This window comes from Plantactinospora sp. GCM10030261 (assembly GCF_042666615.1).
Classification (GTDB): Bacteria; Actinomycetota; Actinomycetes; order Mycobacteriales; family Micromonosporaceae; genus KBS50.
The window spans coordinates 34847-50790 of record NZ_JBHTDD010000001.1 but is presented as its reverse complement, the minus strand read 5'-3'; the positions used below and the strand labels follow the sequence as shown (position 1 = coordinate 50790).

Genomic DNA, 15944 nt, shown 5'->3' with positions numbered 1-15944 from the left:
GCGGCAGCGGGTCAGGGTGCCGGCGGATGTGCCGACCGGAGCGGTAGCAGGTCGGCGGTGAGGTCGGCGGTGTCCGCGTCGCCCGCTGGCAGCGCCCTCGGCGGCAGACCCCCGACCGCCGGGCTCATCGGTGCCGCCGCCACCGAGTCCGGCCAACCGGGCGGCGGTCGCCACCGCTCGGCCGACTGCCAGATCGGCGGCTCGTCGACGGCCAACGGGCTGGTTTGCGGTAAGTCCGGTATTACCGTGATGTCCGCCGGTGCGGCGACGTGGGCCGGTTCGGCGTACCACGCCGGTGGCGCCGTGCCGCGTCGCCAGCGCCCGGGGCTGAACGCCGTCGCCACCAGCGGCACGCCGATCAGCACGGCGAACCCCTCGGCCGGCCGGATCAGCTCCGCGCCGAACGGCGCGCCAAGCTCGCGTACCCACTGGTTCGCGAGCGCCGGATGGGCGGCGACCCAGCCCGCGGTTCCGAGGTAGGTCAGGCCGGCGAAAGCTGGACCGAGCGGGCTGAGCCGCGTGGTGGTCAGCAGCGCCACGATCAGGCCGGCGGCGAGCAGGGCGGCCAGTCCGGCCAGCCGGTCCGCGGCGAGATCGCCGTCCGGCCGGGTGCCCGCCCGGCCGTACGCGACCATTCCGTACCCGCTGAGCGCCCACACCGTGGGCGCCAGCACCAGGGAAAGCATGAATGAGTTGACGTGCCGCATCGGTCCCCCCGCGTGCTGCCTGCGAGAGAAACCTTACGCTGTGCGACCGTTCTATCGCGTGGCGTTGTCGCGCCAGGATGACGGCGGATCGGACCACGGCGTCCCACCGTCGCGTCGCCCAGCGCCCCCGGTCGGCTGCGGATCCGGATAACCGAGGCTGAGTGGAGCCGTGTCCGGCTCCTTCTCCGGCTCCCGCAGCACCGACCAGTCGATGGTGCGCTCGGCCGGCTGGTCCTCGGCCGACCGGGTCTTCGGACCGTCGACCCCGACCAGCGCGGCCTCGCCGCTGGACGTCGACTCCGGCCAGCGCCGCCACCGTTGCCCGCTGAAGGTCGCCATCACCAGGAGCAGACCGATCATGAACAGGGTGCCGTTGTCCAGCGGGAGGCGCAGCGGCAGCGGGTCACCGAGAACCTTCCAACTCGCCGGCACCTGGTTGCGCACCCCGAACGGGTTGATGAACATGCCCACGTACGGGGCGACCAGCAGCAACCCGGCCACCAGCGGCCCGAGCGGCGAGAATCGCAGCGTCCCCAGCAGACCGAGCACTATTCCGGCGACCGCCAGATAGACCGCCGGCTCGATCAGATTCGCCACGTTGTACGTGCCGGCGTCAGCCCACCTGGCGATGGTGGAGGCGGACCCGTCCTGACCGAGGGCGATCAGGACCCAGGACAACGGGGCCGCCGCCAGGCCGGCGAGGAAGCTCCAGAAATGTCGCATCGGCGCACCGTACCGTTTCCGTTGTGACCGACCCCACGGTGGTCCGCCGGCCGGCGGCGCGGGTGGTTGCGGCCGTCTCTTGTGCAAATGGCGCCAACTACGGCACGTCCGTTACGTCGTAGCGTCAATGTCATGAGCAACGCGAGTGGCAAGCCGACCTCCTACTCCCGGGTCACGCTGAGCCGGATCATGACCGCGGTGGACGTCAACCTCTACGGCACGGTCCACGGCGGCGTGCTTATGAAGTTCGTCGACGACGTGGCCGGCGCGTCCGCCGCCCGGCACAGCGGCGGCACCGCTGTCACGGCCGCGATCGACGAGATCGTCTTCTCCGAGCCGGTCCGGGTCGGCGACCTGGTGCACGCGCACGCACAGGTCAACTGGACCGGTCGTACCTCCATGGAGGTGGGGGTGCGGGTGGTCGCCGAGCGTTGGGACACGGCCGAGGACGAACCGGTACCGGTGGCCACCGCGTACCTCGTCTTCGTGGGCGTGGACGTGGCCGGCGGGCCGCGTGAGGTGCGTCCCGTGCTGCCCGAGACCGCGGCGGACCACCGGCGGTTCCGGGAGGCCGAGATCCGCCGGGCACACCGGCTGGCCCGGCGGCAGGCGATCCAGCGACACCGTGAGGTCGGTTGAGCACACCCGTCGGCCGCGCACACCGGACGCGGCCCGGGCATGTGGGGCGGCCACGCGTCGCGACGCCGGGACGGCTGCGCAGAATGGCCACCCGGGTACGGCAAGATGGCGGTGGGCCGGCACAGCGCCGTGCTGGTCGGGGAGGGGTGGAACAGTGGACGAGGTGCTCTGGGCGCCGCCGGACGACGTCGTCGAACGGTCCCGGATCGGTCACTACCTGCGCTGGCTGCGCACCGAGCGCGGACTGGACTTCGCCTCGTACGACGACCTCTACCAGTGGTCCGTGAGCCACGTGCCGGCGTTCTGGCAGTCGATCTGGGACTACTTCGACGTCATCGCGCACACCCCGGCGGAGCGGGTCCTGGTGGGCGACCACATGCCGGGCGTCCGCTGGTTCCCCGGGGCGACGCTCAACTACGCCGAGCACGTGCTGCGGATGCCGGGGATCGGCGACGACGAGCCGGCCGTCATCGCGTACAGCCAGAGCCGTCCGCCGGTCACCCGGACGGCCGCGCTGCTGCGCGAGGACGTCGGGCGGGTCCGGGCCGGGCTGCGCCGGCTCGGCGTGGGCCCGGGCGACCGGGTGGCCGCGTACGCGCCGAACATCCCCGAGACGTACGTGCTGATGCTCGCGACGGCGAGCCTCGGCGCGATCTTCTCGTCCTGCGCGCCGGAGTTCGGCACCCGCAGCGTCACCGACCGGTGGCGGCAGATCGAGCCGGCGGTGCTGGTGGCGGTCGACGGATACCGGTACGGCGACAAGCCGGTGGATCGGCGGGCCGAGGTGGCCGCGATCCGGGCGGCGCTGCCGTCGGTCCGGCACACCGTGCTGCTCGGCTACCTCGACCCGGAGGCCACCCCGGACGACGGCGCGTTGCCCTGGTCGGAGCTGGCGGCCCCGACGGACGAGCCGCTGGCGTTCGCGCCGGTGCCGTTCGACCACCCGCTGTACGTGCTCTACTCCTCGGGTACCACCGGGCTGCCCAAGCCGATCGTGCACGGTCACGGCGGCATCCTGCTGGAACACCTGAAGATGCTGGCGCTGCACCACGACCTGGGCCCGGGCGACCGGTTCTTCTGGTTCTCCACCACCGGGTGGATGATGTGGAACTTCCTGGCCTCCGGTCCAGCGGTCGGCGCCGCGATCGTGCTGTTCGACGGCAACCCGGCGGTCCGGGCGGAGCCCGGCCGGCCGGCCGAGCCCGACCTGGGCGGGCTGTGGCGGCTGGCCGCCGAGTCCGGCGTCACCTACTTCGGCACCTCGGCGCCGTTCCTGCTGGCCTGTCGCAAGGCCGGGCTGCGGCCGCGGGACCTGGCCGACCTGTCCGCGCTGCGCGGGTTGGGTTCCACCGGAGCACCGCTGCCCGCCGAGGGCTTCACCTGGGTGTACGAGGCGGTGTGCGACACCCTCCAACTGCAGTCGCTGTCCGGGGGCACGGACGTCTGCACCGGCTTTGTCGGCGGAGTGCCGTTGCTGCCGGTGCGTGCCGGTGAGATAGCGTGCCGCTGCCTCGGGGCGCGGGTGGAGGCGCGCTCGGCGGACGGCACTCCCGTCATCGACCAGCTCGGTGAGTTGGTGATCACCGCTCCGATGCCCAGCATGCCGGTCGGCTTCTGGAACGACCCGGACGGCGTCCGCTACCGGGAGGCGTACTTCGACCTCTACCCGGGTGTGTGGCGGCACGGCGACTGGATCACCATCAACTCCCGGGGCGGGTGCGTGATCACCGGTCGGTCCGACGCGACCCTCAACCGGGGCGGTGTACGGCTCGGCACCGCCGAGTTCTACTCCGTGGTCGAGGGGCTCGACGAGGTGGTGGACTCGGTGGTGGTGCACTTGGAGGACGCCGAGGGCGGCGCGGGCGAGCTGCTGCTGTTCGTGGTCCTCGCCGACGGGCTGGAGATGGACGACGCGCTGCGCACGAAGATCGTGCGCGAGCTGCGTACCGCGCTGTCGCCCCGGCACGTGCCCGATGAGATCCATCAGGTGCGCGCGGTGCCCCGGACGCTGTCGGCCAAGAAGCTGGAGGTGCCGGTCAAGAAGATCCTGACCGGTACGCCGGTGGATTCGGCGGCGGCGACCGGTGCGCTGGCCAATCCGGAGTCGCTTGTCGCCTTCGAGCGGTTGGCCCGGGACCGCGCCACGGGTTGATCCCCGGCCCGGCCTCGGGTATCGGCCGCCACGTCCAGACCATCCCCCGTCCGGGGGAGCCGGCTCACGACGTCGCGGGAGGGCGGGCCGACCGGTGGCCGGCACCATAGTGGAAATGAACGCCGCCACCTGTGTCGAGCCTGCCTGGAACATCTCCAGCCACCAGGAGCGGCGGCCGCCGCGCTGGTCGGTCCGGGTCGCCCACCTGATCCCGCTACTCGTGCTCCCGTCGGCGCTCTGGCGGATCGCCCTGGTGGCCGGTTTCTCGCTGGGCGCCTCCGTCGACGGGACGCCGGTCAGCGTGCACGGCGGCGAGGCGGCCTACATCCTCGGGCTGTCGCTGGTCACCGAGGCGCTTGCCCTGCTGTCGCTGGGCCTGGTCCGGCCGTGGGGCGAGGTCGTGCCGAGCTGGATGCCACTGATCGGCGGTCGCCGGGTGCCACCGCTCGCCGCGATCGTGCCCGGGACCGTCGGCGCGGTCCTGCTGACCGTCATGTGGACGTTCGCCACGGTCAACCTGTTCGTGCCGAGCCGCAACGAGTTCGATTTCACAAGCGGGTGGTGGCAGGCATTGCTCGTCGCGTGCTACCTGCCGAACCTGCTCTGGGGCCCGCTGTTGCTGGTCCTCGTCGGGGCGTACCACCGCCGGCGTGGTCGGTCGTAACGGCCGGCCGGGATCAGCCGATCTCCGCGGTGACCTTCTCCACGGCCCGCCGCTGCGCCCAGCGGACCGGGTCGGTGTGCGCGCACAGCACCAGGCTGGCGCCCACGGCCAGCGGGGCGAGCAGCCAGTCCAGCGGGTCGGGGCGCCGGTCGGTGTCGACAAGCACCCGGTCGCCAGCGGAGATCCCCAACTCCGCGGCGCGCCGGGCCGCGGCGGGAGCCAGCTCCGCGCTCTGCGCGCCCCCGTCCGGGTACGGGGTGAAGTGGTCGCCGTGGCCACGGACCTGCACCACGTAGTCGACGAAGCCGTCGGGCACCACCCGCAGCGGGGCGGCGAGCGGAGCGAGGGCGAGCGCGAACCGCTCGCCGGCCGGCCAGTCGGCCGCCTCGGGCACCCGGTCGGCGGCGACGAACAGGGCCTCGACCGGTTCCGGTGTGCCGGTGCGCACGGCTGCCCCGGCCGACCAGCAGCCGAGCAGCACGGCGGCGGTCTGCCAGTGCGGCGGGAGCAGCACGCCGACCGGGTCGTCGGTGGCCAGCCCGACCTCGTCGACAAGCAGGTTGGCGGTCTTCGCCACCCAGTTCGCGAGGGTCGCGCCGGACAGCTCGGTCCGCTCGCCGGTGGCATCGTCGTACCAGGTCAGCAACGGCTGGGCGGGATCGGTGGCGACGGCTGCGGCGAAGCGTCGGGCGAGGTTGTCGGTCATCGACGGCGACGATACCGGCCGGGCCGGCGCGACTCGCCCGGCGACCCACGCCAGGCCGCGCCACGCCGCGCTCAGGAACACGGCCGGTGGCGGGTCGGGTGCAGGACAGTTACGTGTCGGGTCGCGGTCGTCGGCGGTGTGGGGACCCGGCGTAGGCTTTGCGCAGAGTGTCGTTGCGCACAGTCGACGATCCGTCGTCGGTGTGCCGTGACCGCCCGGAACCGCTGTGCCTGTGAGTTGAGGAGTCGCCCCGTGACCGCCGGTCGTCCGCCCCGCGTGCTCATCGACGCCACGAGTGTCCCCGCTGATCGGGGCGGTGTGGGCAGATACGTCGACGGCCTGTTGGGCGCCCTCGAAGGCCCGGCCCGGATGGCTGTCGACCTGGTGGTGGTGGGCCTGCGCACCGACGCCGAGCGGTACGCCCGGATGTTGCCGCACGCCGAGGTGATCGCGGCGCCGGCCGCGGTGGCGCACCGACCGGCCCGGCTGGCGTGGGAACAGACCGGCCTGCCGCTGCTGGCGCAGCAGGTGGGGGCTGACGTGTTGCACTCGCCGTTCTACACCTGCCCGCTGCGGGCGGGTTGTCCGGTGACGGTCACCGTGCACGACGCGACCTTCTTCACGGAGCCCGAGCACTACGACAAATCCCGCCGTACGTTCTTCCGCAGCGCCATCAAGACCTCGTTGCGGCGGGCGGACCGGGTGATCGTCCCGAGCAAGGCCACCCGGGACGAGTTGATCCGGCTGCTGGACGCCGATCCGACCCGGATCGACGTGGCGTACCACGGAGTGGATCACGCGGCCTTCCACGCCCCGACGGAGGAGGAGAAGGCCCGGGTCCGGGCCCGGCTCGGCCTCGGCGGCAGCAGCTATGTGGCGTTCCTCGGCGCCAAGGAGCCGCGCAAGAACGTGCCGAACCTGATCCGTGGCTGGGTGATCGCGGTCGCCGACCGGGAGGACCCGCCGGCCCTCGTGGTGGCCGGCGGTCAGGGGCACGACGACGAGATCGACCGGGCGGTCGCCGACGTGCCGGCGCACCTGCGACTGCTGCGGCCGGGCTACCTGCGTTACGCCGATCTGCCAGGGTTCCTGGGCGGTGCCCTGGTCGCGGCCTATCCGTCGTACGGCGAGGGCTTCGGTCTGCCGATCCTGGAGGCGATGGCGTGCGCGGCACCGGTGCTGACCACGCCGCGGCTGTCGCTGCCCGAGGTGGGCGGGGACGCGGTCGCGTACACCAGTGAGAATCCCGAGCAGATCGGGGCCGACCTGGCCGCGCTGCTGGATGACGAGTCCCGGCGGTTGACCCTGGCCAAGGCCGGGTTCGACCGGGCCAAGGAGTTCACCTGGGAGTCCAGCGCCGACGTGCACATTTCCGCGTGGAGCCGGGCCCGCGGCTGACCGGGTGGGGCCGTCGTACCGTGGCGGCGTGCCCCCGTCCGGCATGATGTGCGAATGTTCTATGCAGTCATCCCCGCGGGGGGCAGCGGAACCCGGCTCTGGCCGCTGTCCCGGGCCGGCCACCCCAAGTTCCTCCACCCGCTGACCGGCACGGCTGCCTCGCTGTTGCAGGCCACCGTGCAGCGCCTCGCGCCGCTGGCCACGCCGGACCGCACCCTAGTGGTCACCGGGGTGGCGCACGCGGCCGCGGTGGCCCGCCAACTCGCCGGGGTGCCCGAGGAGAACATCCTGGTCGAGCCCTCCCAGCGGGACTCGTGCGCGGCGATCGCGCTGGCCGCGGCGGTCATCGCGACCCGGGAGCCGGACGCGGTGATGGGGTCCTTCGCCGCCGACCACCTGATCACCGATCCGGGTGCGTTCGAGGCCGCGCTGCGGGAGGCGATCTCCGGGGCGGAACAGGGACTGCTCATGACGGTGGGGATCCAGCCCACCAGGCCCGAGACCGGATACGGCTATCTGGAGTGCGGGGAGACGATCGGGTCCGGTCCGCTGCGCCAGGTGGCGGAGTTCCGGGAGAAGCCGGCCGCCGACGTCGCCGAGGGGTACCTGCGGTCCGGGCGGCATCTGTGGAACGCCAGCATGTTCGTCTGGCGGGTGGACGTCTTCCTGGCCGAACTGGCCCGGCAGCAGCCAGCGCTGCACGCCGGCATCGTGGCCATCGCGCGGGCGTGGGGTACGCCGGCACAGGACGAGGTGCTGGGTGCGGTGTGGCCGACGCTTCCCAAGATCTCGGTGGACTACGCGGTGATGGAGGGGGCCGCCGCGGCCGGTCGGGTGGCGACCGTGCGGGGCGACTTCGGCTGGACCGACGTGGGTGACTTCCACACGCTCGCCGACGTACTGCCCGCCGACGAGGATCGCAACGTGGTGCTCGGCGCCGAGACGGCGGAGGAGAAGCCAGGGGTCCTGCTGCGTGACAGTAGCGGTCTGATCGTGGTCCCACAGTCCGGCCGGCTCGTCGCCGCCCTCGGTGTGCACGACCTCATCGTGGTGGACACGGCGGACGCGGTGCTGGTCTGCCCCCGGGACCGGGCCCAGGATGTGAAGAAGTTGGTCGAAGACCTGCGCGACCGGGGCGAGGACGGACTCGTCTGAAGCGGTGACGCTAAACGGGGGCAGTCCGAGCCGGTGCGCGGGATGGGCGGCCACCTTCGCGGACCTCGGTCCGCGAACCCTCGTGGTGGCCGCCCCGTTGTGCCCCGGGCGTCGCGGCGGATCCCCCGATACGCCGCGACCGTTCCCCGTGTCGTCGCGGCGGATCCCCCGATACGCCGCGACTGTTCCCCGGAGGTCGCGGCTGTGCCGCGACCGGTACCCCCATAAGTCGCGGCGACGACGCGCCGCGACATGGCCGAGCATGCCCGGGGCCGCACGGGCCGGTCGAGCCGTTTCAGTCCTCGCTGAAATATTGATGTGGAAAGGGCCCGGTACAGTTCGAGGTGCGCTGGGGCGAAAGGGCCCCACGACCGCCAGGAGCGTTCGGTGCTGAGAATCCACTTCTCCAGCGAGGACGTCGGCCGCACCCGGGTCGCCGCCACCGCCGATCCGCTATGGGAACTCGTGCTCAGCCTGCATCTGTTACAGGCCCGGGACGCGGATCCGGCGATGGCCGGCTGGCGTCGGGCGGTGACCGCCGGGCTGCGCCGGGACCGGGCCGCTGCTCGCTTCCGGCTGCTGCTGGCCCTCAACCCGCCACGCGGCTACTTCCCCGACTTCCTCACCCCGCAGGAGACCCGGCAGGGCCTGGAGGCGGGGCTGGACGCCCTGCGCTCCACCCCGGTGACCCGGTTGCGGCGCGACCTCGCCGTGCTCGCCGCGGAGAACCCGCTGCCCACCTCGACCGCGGCGTTGGCCAGGGGCGAACCGGAGGCGTTGCGCGACCTCACCGATCTGATGGAGCACTACCGGGCGGTGGCGGTCACGCCGTACTGGCCGCGGGTGCAGGCGGCCGTGGACGCCGATCGAGCGCGGCGGGCCCGGGCGCTGCTGGACGGCGGGACGGAGGCGCTGCTCGCCGGGCTGCGTCCGGCCATGCGCTGGCACGCCGGGCTGCTGGAGGTGCCGAATTATCCGGCCGACCGGGAGTTGCATCTGGACGGGCGCGGCCTGCTGCTGGTTCCGTCGTTCTTCTGCTCGCGGGCGCCGGTGGCGCTGCTCGATCCGACGCTGCCACCGGTGCTGGTCTACCCGGTCGACCGGCTCGGTGGGCTGCTGCCCGGCGGGGCGCCGGGTGGCGGGATGACCGCGGCCGCCGGCGGGAACGACCCGACCGGGGGTAGCGACGCCGGTGGCCGGGAGGCGCTGGCGGCGCTGCTCGGCCGGACCCGGGCCAGCGTGCTCGCGGTGGTCGACGGTGGGTGCTCCACCGGTGAGGTGGCCCGCCGGCTGCGCATCTCACCGGCGGCCGCCAGCCAGCACACGTCGGTGCTGCGAAACGCCGGCCTGCTGGTCAGCCACCGGGACCGCAACACGGTGCTGCACACGCTCACCCCGCTCGGCCGCGCGATGCTCGACCGCTGACCCGGCTGCCCCACCCCCTGTCCCTCGGTTGTCCAGCGTTGATCAAGAGGTTCGCGTCACCGGACCGGCCTTACGGTGACGCGAACCTCTTGATCAACGCAGGACAGGGAGGGTCAGGGGGTCAGATGGCGATTATTGCGGGGGCTTCGGGGGGGAGTAGCAGGGTTGAGGGGATGCCCTCGGCGGCCAGTGCGGCGCGTAACCGGTGCAGGTCGGTGCCGAGGCGGATCAGCGCCGCCGAGTCGCCGTCCAGTCGAGGTGCGACGATCACGGCGGTTACGTCCGGGGGCCAGTCAGGCACCCGGGCGGCCAGTTCCGCGCGTACCGCATGGTCGGTGTGCAGTGTGAAGACCGTGCCGGGCGCCACGACGCCGGCCACCGTGGCGATCGCCCGGGCTGCCGCCGCCGGGTCCGCCGGGGTCGACCCCGGCGGTGGTACGGCGGGCAGCCTGGCGGCGGTGAGCAGGCCCTCGCTCCGAGCCTCGGCCGTGCCCAGGGCGAACAGGTCGTGCTCCGCGTCCCGGACCAGCACGGCCGCCCCCGGGCCGTCGGCCGGGTCGGCCGCGTCCAGGTAGCCGCGGATCACCGCGACGGGCACCTGGTCCCGCTTGCCCTTCACCAGTTCGCCGGCGGCGGCCAGTTCGTCCACCACGGCCATCTGGGTGATGCTGAGTTCGTTGCCGTACGGGTCCACCTCGCCGCGGTGGTCCCGGATGGGGGCGATCCCCGCGGCGCCGAGCGCCACGTCGGTCAGCCCGTTGCGCCAGGGTCGACCCATAGTGTCCGAGATGATCACGGCTACGTCCAGTTCGTACCGTTCGCGCAGGGCCGCGCGTAGCCCCCGGGCGGACGCGTCCGGATCCTTGGGCAGCAGCACCAGGCGGGACCGGTGCACGTTCGAGGCGTCGATGCCGGCGGAGGCCATCACGAAGCCGTGGTGGGTCTGCACGATCCGGACCGGCCCGCGCCGGGCCACCACCCGGGCGGTCTCCGCGGCCAGCACGTCCTCGCGCGCGACCGACCGGTCCGGCTCGGCCACCGGTACGTCGACCAGCCGACCCTCCGCCTTAGAGACGATCTTGCTGGTCACCACCAGAACGTCACCGTCGCGCAGCCAGGGCGCCGCCTCGGCGATCATCGCGGCGAGGTCGTCGCCCTCGGCCACCTCGCCGATTCCCCGGACCGGCAAGATCTCCAACGTCACACCAACTCCATCGCGGCGCGCACCATCGCGGCGGTCGCCATCTCGTCCGTCATCCACAGCGGCGCGGCGCCCACCCGCACACCGGGCAGCGCGACGTCCCCGTCGGCCGGGTCCACCAGCCAGCCATCCAGAATGCCACCGTCACCGCGGGACCCGTACATGCCGCCGACCCCCGCCGCCGTGCACGGCACCTCCAGGGTGGCCAGGCACTTGTCGGCCATCCCGCGCACCGGTCGCCCGCCGATGATCGGCGAAACGCCCACCACCGGCGCCGAACCACCCGCCACCGCCTCCCGCACGCCGGCCACGGCCAGGACCGGCGCGATGCTCACCACCGGGTTGCTCGGGGCGACCAGCACCACGTCGGCGCCCTCGATCGAGTCCAGCACCCCGGGCGCCGGCTTCGCCGCGTCGGCGCCGACGAAGACGAACCGGTGGGTGGGCAGGTCACCGCGGTAGCGGATCCACCACTCCTGGAAGTGGACGGCCCGCCGCTCGCCGTCGACGTCGACCACGACGTGCGTCTCCAACCGGTCGTCGGTCGCCGGCAGCAGTCGTACGCCGGGACGCCAGCGTTCGCACAGCGCCTCGGTGACCGCCGACAGCGGGTAGCCGGCGTCCAGCATCGTGGTGCGGACCAGGTGGGTGGCGACATCCCGGTCACCGAGGCCGAACCACGTCGGTTCCGCGCCGTACGCGGCCAGTTCCGACTTGACGGTCCAGGTCTCGTCCGCCCGTCCCCAGCCCCGTTCCGGGTCGGCGCCGCCTCCCAGGTGGTACATCACGCTGTCCAGGTCGGGGCAGATCCGCAGGCCGTGCAGCCGGATGTCGTCGCCCACGTTGACCACCGCGGTCACCTCGGCGCCCACCCCGGCGGCGTACGCCCGGACACCGGCCAGGAAACGAGCCCCGCCGATGCCGCCCGCCAGTACCACGATCCGCATGTCTCCATCCTCGCCTACGCCGTGGCCTTCGGCGGGCTCCGGGTGGGGAGACTAGGCTCACCGTCGCCACTACCCGCGAGAAGAACCAGGGGGAGCCTTGACCAGCGTGCCCGGGCCGGAGCCGAAACCGTCGGCCGGCCAGATCATCGCGCCACTGCGGGAACTCGCCGCCGTCGTGCTGGTGGGGGCGAATGCCCTGTTGCTCTTCGTCGCTCTGATCGACCTGTTGATCCCGGTCAGTGGTGGACCGGTGTTCAGCAGCCGGGTGGGCGGCGCCTTCTTCGATTTCGTCGGCCTGACCGCGATCGTGCTGCCGCTGGTGGCGGTGCTGCTCGCCACGATTCCGCAGCCGCCCGTCGGCCGGGCCAAGCTGATCACGCAGGCCGCCGCGGTGGAGTACGCCGTCTCGGCGGTGTTCGCCGTGATCAGCTTCCTGGTGTGGATGGTCAACTCGCTGGCCGATCTGGCCTTCCGGGCGCTGTTCACCGGCGTGCTCGTCCGCACGGCGTTCCTGACGGTGTTCGGCATCGCGGCGTTCGCCGTCTACCGGGTGTGGCGCACGCTCTACTACGCCCCCCGGCCCAAGCGGGAGCCGGGAGTGTACGGCCGGCCGCAGCCCAACCCGTACGGTGGTCTGCCGCCGACGCCGCCCTGGGAGCAGCCCAGCCAGCCGCCGCGGCCGCCGTGGGAGCAGCCCGGCCCGGCCGAACCGTACGCCAGCCCGTCCGACCCGTACGCGCAGGTCAGCCAGCCCAACCCGTACGGTCGGCCGCCGTCGCCGTACGGGCACGACTTCGGTGGCACCGGCTACGGGCAGCCGCCGTCGCCGCAGTTCGGCGGGAACGTCGAGGCCACCCAGGTGGTCCCCGCGCCGGGGCCGTCCACCCCGCCGGGGCCGCCCACCCCGCCGACGGTCGTCGCGCCGCCACCGCCACCCCCGATGCCGCCCCTGCCCCCGCCCGGCGAGGCGACGCCCGGTTCCGCCGAGAGCGCCGCGCCGAGTTCGGCGCCGCCGGCTTCTGCTCACTCGTCGGCGCCGGCCTCGTCCCCGCCCGGGTCGTCGGCGGCGGCCTCGTCCCCGCCCGGGTCGTCGGCGGCGGCCTCGTCCCCGCCCGGGTCGTCGGCGGCGGCTGATCCGGCGGCTACCCAGGTGGTGTCGACCGGTGACTTGGCGGCGTCGCCCGCTTCCGCTCCGGCGCCGGCCTCGGCGTCGCCCGCGCCGCCGGAGTCGGCCGACCCGACGACCTCCGATGACGGCGGTGACTCGGGAGCTGAGCGGACGCAGGTTATTCCCCGGCCGAGTGCCGGTGCGGACGACAGCGAGGCCACTCAGATGATCATCGGCGACCAGGGCGTGCGGCGACCCGAGGGCGGTTCCGACCAGCAGTAGCCGTGGCGGCCGGGGCCCGCGGCCGTGGGCCCCGGCCGCCACCTGGGACGACCCGGTGCGCGGCTCGGCGGGTGTCGGCGTCGGGCGTTAGGCTCCTCGGGTGGCTGAGTTGATCGACTCCCCGGCGACCGGGGCCAGTGTGCGCAGAGCCCTCCGCCGTGCCGCCGACGGCCGCACGCTCTCCGTCGACGAGGCCGCCGCGCTGCTCGGCGCCCGCGACGACGCACTCGACGAACTGCTCGGGATCGCGGCCGGGATCCGCGACGCCGGCCTGCGGGAGACCGGGCGGCCGGGCGTGGTGACGTACTCGAAGAAGGTATTCATTCCGCTCACCCGGCTGTGCCGGGACCGCTGCCACTACTGCACGTTCGCCACCGTGCCACACCGGTTGCCGGCGCCCTACCTGGATCGCGACGAGGTGCTGGCGATCGCCGCGCGCGGGGCCGCGGCCGGGTGCAAGGAGGCGTTGTTCACCCTGGGCGACCGGCCGGAGGAGCGCTGGCCGGCGGCGCGGACCTGGCTCGACGAGCGCGGCTACGACTCCACATTGGCCTATGTCCGCGCCTGCGCGGTGGCCGTACTGGAGGAGACCGGCCTACTGCCGCATCTCAATCCCGGGGTGCTGTCCTGGTCGGACCTGCAACGGCTGAAGCCGGTCGCGCCGAGCATGGGGATGATGCTGGAGACCACGGCGACCCGGTTGTGGTCGGAGCCGGGCGGGCCGCATTACGGCTCACCGGACAAGGAACCGGCGGTCCGGTTGCGGGTGCTCGACGACGCCGGGCGGGTGGGCGTGCCGTTCACCACCGGAATTCTGATCGGGATCGGGGAGACCCGCGTCGAGCGCGTCGATTCGATCTTCGCGATCCGGCGGTCGCACCGGCAGTACGGCCACATTCAGGAAGTGATCGTGCAGAACTTCCGCGCCAAGCCGGACACGGCGATGCGCGGGATGCCCGACGCGGAGTTGCGGGAGCTGGCCGCCACCGTGGCGGTGACCCGGATCCTGCTCGGCCCGGCGGTGCGGGTGCAGGCCCCGCCGAACCTGATCGAGGGCGAGTACGACCTGCTTCTGCGGGCCGGCATCGACGACTGGGGCGGCGTCTCGCCGCTGACACCCGACCATGTGAATCCAGAGCGTCCCTGGCCGCAGATCGACGAGTTGGCTCGCCGCTGCGCGGCTGCCGGCTTCGAACTGCGGGAGCGGCTCACCATCTACCCGGAGTATCTGCGCCGCGGTGGTGGCTGGCTCGACCCCCGGCTCGCGGCACACGTGTCGGCGTTGGCCGATCCGTCCACCGGCCTGGCGATCGCCGACGCCAGGCCGGTGGGACACCCGTGGCAGGAGCCGGACCAGGGCCTTCCGACGGGTCGGACCGACCTGCACGCCGCGATCGACAGTGTCGGGCGGGCCACCGACCGGCGGGGTGACTTCGACAGTGTGTACGGCGACTGGGCCGAGTTGGCCGGTCAGCTGGCGGCGACCGGCGCCGCCGAGGGCCGTCCGCAGACCGGCCCGGCCGGATCGGGCGGTGACCGGGACGGATCGGGCGGCGGCCCGGCCGGGTCCGGCGACGCCGGGTCCGGGTCGGGCGAAGGCGTCAGCTCGGCCGATCGGCACGGTGCCGACGGCGCGGACCTGGCCGACGCGGAGCTGCGGGCCGGGTTGCGGTTGGCCGGCACGGACCCGGCGGCGCTGCTCGATCCCCGGCACGAGGCGGCGGCGCTGGCGTTGTTCGCGGCCGACGGTCCGGCGCTGGACGAGCTGTGCCGGATCGCCGACGAGGTGCGGCAGGACGTCGTCGGGCCGGACGTCACCTACGTGATCAACCGCAACATCAACTTCTCGAACGTGTGCTACGTCGGCTGCCGGTTCTGCGCCTTCGCTCAGCGGGAGCGGGACGCTGATTCGTACCGACTCTCGATCGAGCAGGTCGCCGACCGGGCCGAGGAGGCGTGGCGGGCGGGCGCGACCGAGGTGTGCATGCAGGGTGGCATCGATCCGCAGTTGCCCGTCACGACGTACCCGGACATGGTCCGGGCGATCAAGTCGCGGGTGCCGGAACTGCACGTGCACGCCTTCTCTCCGATGGAGATCGTGACGGCGGCGGCCAAGGCCGGGGTGCCGGTGCGGGACTGGCTGGTGATGCTGCGCGAAGCCGGCCTGGACACCATCCCGGGCACCGCCGCGGAGATCCTCGACGACGACGTGCGGTGGGTGTTGACCAAGGGAAAGCTTCCGGCCGCCACCTGGGTCGAGGTGGTGAGCACCGCGCATGAGCTGGGCATCCGGTCCAGCTCCACGATGATGTACGGGCATGTCGACCATCCCGGGCAGTGGCTGGCCCACCTGCGGGTGCTCGCCGGCGTGCAGGACCGCACCGGCGGCTTCACCGAGTTCGTCGGGCTGCCGTTCGTGCACACCAACGCGCCGATCTATCTCGCCGGGATCGCCCGACCGGGTCCCACCTGGCGGGAGAACCGGGTGGTGCACGCGATGGCCCGGCTGTTGCTGCACGGCCGGATCCGCAACATCCAGTGCTCCTGGGTGAAGCTGGGTGACGCGGGGACGGCGGAGATCCTGCGCGGTGGGGCGAACGACCTGGGCGGCACCCTGATGGAGGAGACGATCTCCCGGATGGCGGGTTCGGGGCATGGCTCGGCCCGGACCGTGGCGCAGCTGACGGGCATCGCCGCCGCGGCCGGGCGGCCGGCCCGGCAACGCGGCACCAGGTACGAATTGATCGGCTGATCCGACACGCCGAACGCCACGCCGATTTCCGACTCAACTCGCCGGGCGGGCGTTACTCGCGGCGGTCCCCGACAGATAGGCGGTG

At 73.0% G+C, this 15944-nt stretch carries 13 protein-coding genes; 8 read left to right on the top strand and 5 right to left on the bottom strand.

All coding sequences use genetic code 11. From position 1 onward, the window contains the following. Positions 1-11: 11 nt before the first annotated feature. The gene (locus ACFQUZ_RS00220; protein WP_377436595.1) at positions 12-707 is read right to left on the bottom strand and encodes a hypothetical protein; all 696 of its coding nucleotides are present in this window, start codon (positions 705-707) and stop codon (positions 12-14) included. Positions 708-758: 51 nt separating this feature from the next. Beyond that, positions 759-1430, bottom strand: coding sequence for a hypothetical protein (locus ACFQUZ_RS00215; RefSeq protein WP_377436593.1), 672 nt, complete (start codon positions 1428-1430; stop codon positions 759-761). A 132-nt stretch (positions 1431-1562) separates the two neighbouring features. Here ACFQUZ_RS00215 and ACFQUZ_RS00210 point away from each other — a divergent pair, with 132 nt between their 5' ends. The 3 genes from ACFQUZ_RS00210 (at position 1563) to ACFQUZ_RS00200 (ending at position 4885) form a co-directional block, all read left to right on the top strand. Then, entirely contained in the window at positions 1563-2069 is a 507-nt protein-coding gene (locus ACFQUZ_RS00210) for an acyl-CoA thioesterase (protein WP_377436592.1), read from the top strand. A 154-nt stretch (positions 2070-2223) separates the two neighbouring features. Beyond that, positions 2224-4221 carry an acetoacetate--CoA ligase gene (locus ACFQUZ_RS00205; RefSeq protein WP_377436590.1) on the top strand — a complete coding sequence of 666 codons (1998 nt, stop codon included), beginning with the start codon at positions 2224-2226 and terminating at the stop codon, positions 4219-4221. A 115-nt stretch (positions 4222-4336) separates the two neighbouring features. Beyond that, entirely contained in the window at positions 4337-4885 is a 549-nt protein-coding gene (locus ACFQUZ_RS00200) for a hypothetical protein (protein WP_377436588.1), read from the top strand. 13 nt (positions 4886-4898) lie between these two features. On the opposite strand, the gene ACFQUZ_RS00195 is transcribed toward ACFQUZ_RS00200, so the two are convergent. Beyond that, positions 4899-5591, bottom strand: coding sequence for a TIGR03089 family protein (locus ACFQUZ_RS00195; protein ID WP_377436585.1), 693 nt, complete (start codon positions 5589-5591; stop codon positions 4899-4901). 252 nt (positions 5592-5843) lie between these two features. On the opposite strand from ACFQUZ_RS00195, the gene ACFQUZ_RS00190 reads away from it, so the two are divergent. From ACFQUZ_RS00190 to ACFQUZ_RS00180, 3 genes are all read left to right on the top strand, one after another. Then, entirely contained in the window at positions 5844-6989 is a 1146-nt protein-coding gene (locus tag ACFQUZ_RS00190; RefSeq protein WP_377436582.1) for a glycosyltransferase family 4 protein, read from the top strand. Positions 6990-7043: 54 nt separating this feature from the next. Continuing rightward, complete coding sequence (locus ACFQUZ_RS00185) at positions 7044-8144, top strand: mannose-1-phosphate guanylyltransferase (protein ID WP_377436581.1); 1101 nt, start codon at positions 7044-7046, stop codon at positions 8142-8144. Between the two features lie 387 nt (positions 8145-8531). Continuing rightward, a complete protein-coding gene (locus ACFQUZ_RS00180) occupies positions 8532-9569 on the top strand; it encodes an ArsR/SmtB family transcription factor (RefSeq protein WP_377436579.1) in 1038 nt (345 codons plus the stop codon). Between the two features lie 121 nt (positions 9570-9690). On the opposite strand, the gene ACFQUZ_RS00175 is transcribed toward ACFQUZ_RS00180, so the two are convergent. Both ACFQUZ_RS00175 and cofD read right to left on the bottom strand, forming a co-directional pair. After that, entirely contained in the window at positions 9691-10773 is a 1083-nt protein-coding gene (locus ACFQUZ_RS00175; protein ID WP_377436577.1) for a coenzyme F420-0:L-glutamate ligase, read from the bottom strand. After that, positions 10770-11717, bottom strand: coding sequence for a 2-phospho-L-lactate transferase (gene cofD, locus ACFQUZ_RS00170; RefSeq protein WP_377436576.1), 948 nt, complete (start codon positions 11715-11717; stop codon positions 10770-10772). The genes ACFQUZ_RS00175 and cofD overlap by 4 nt, the downstream gene beginning before the upstream one ends. A 97-nt stretch (positions 11718-11814) precedes the next feature. On the opposite strand from cofD, the gene ACFQUZ_RS00165 reads away from it, so the two are divergent. Next, on the top strand, positions 11815-13107 hold the full coding sequence (locus ACFQUZ_RS00165) for a hypothetical protein (RefSeq protein WP_377436574.1): 1293 nt from the start codon (positions 11815-11817) through the stop codon (positions 13105-13107). A 100-nt stretch (positions 13108-13207) separates the two neighbouring features. Beyond that, a complete protein-coding gene (locus ACFQUZ_RS00160) occupies positions 13208-15859 on the top strand; it encodes a bifunctional FO biosynthesis protein CofGH (RefSeq protein WP_377436573.1) in 2652 nt (883 codons plus the stop codon). The last annotated feature ends 85 nt before the right edge of the window (positions 15860-15944 follow it).

Excerpts from the sequence above, each read along its gene's own strand:
- ACFQUZ_RS00220 (WP_377436595.1), bottom strand. The coding sequence starts at position 707 with ATGCGGCACGTCAACTCATTCATGCTTTCCCTGGTGCTGGCGCCCACG.
- ACFQUZ_RS00215 (WP_377436593.1), bottom strand. The coding sequence starts at position 1,430 with ATGCGACATTTCTGGAGCTTCCTCGCCGGCCTGGCGGCGGCCCCGTTG.
- ACFQUZ_RS00210 (WP_377436592.1), top strand. The coding sequence starts at position 1,563 with ATGAGCAACGCGAGTGGCAAGCCGACCTCCTACTCCCGGGTCACGCTG.
- ACFQUZ_RS00200 (WP_377436588.1), top strand. The coding sequence starts at position 4,337 with ATGAACGCCGCCACCTGTGTCGAGCCTGCCTGGAACATCTCCAGCCAC.
- ACFQUZ_RS00195 (WP_377436585.1), bottom strand. The coding sequence starts at position 5,591 with ATGACCGACAACCTCGCCCGACGCTTCGCCGCAGCCGTCGCCACCGAT.
- ACFQUZ_RS00185 (WP_377436581.1), top strand. The coding sequence starts at position 7,044 with ATGTTCTATGCAGTCATCCCCGCGGGGGGCAGCGGAACCCGGCTCTGG.
- cofD (WP_377436576.1), bottom strand. The coding sequence starts at position 11,717 with ATGCGGATCGTGGTACTGGCGGGCGGCATCGGCGGGGCTCGTTTCCTG.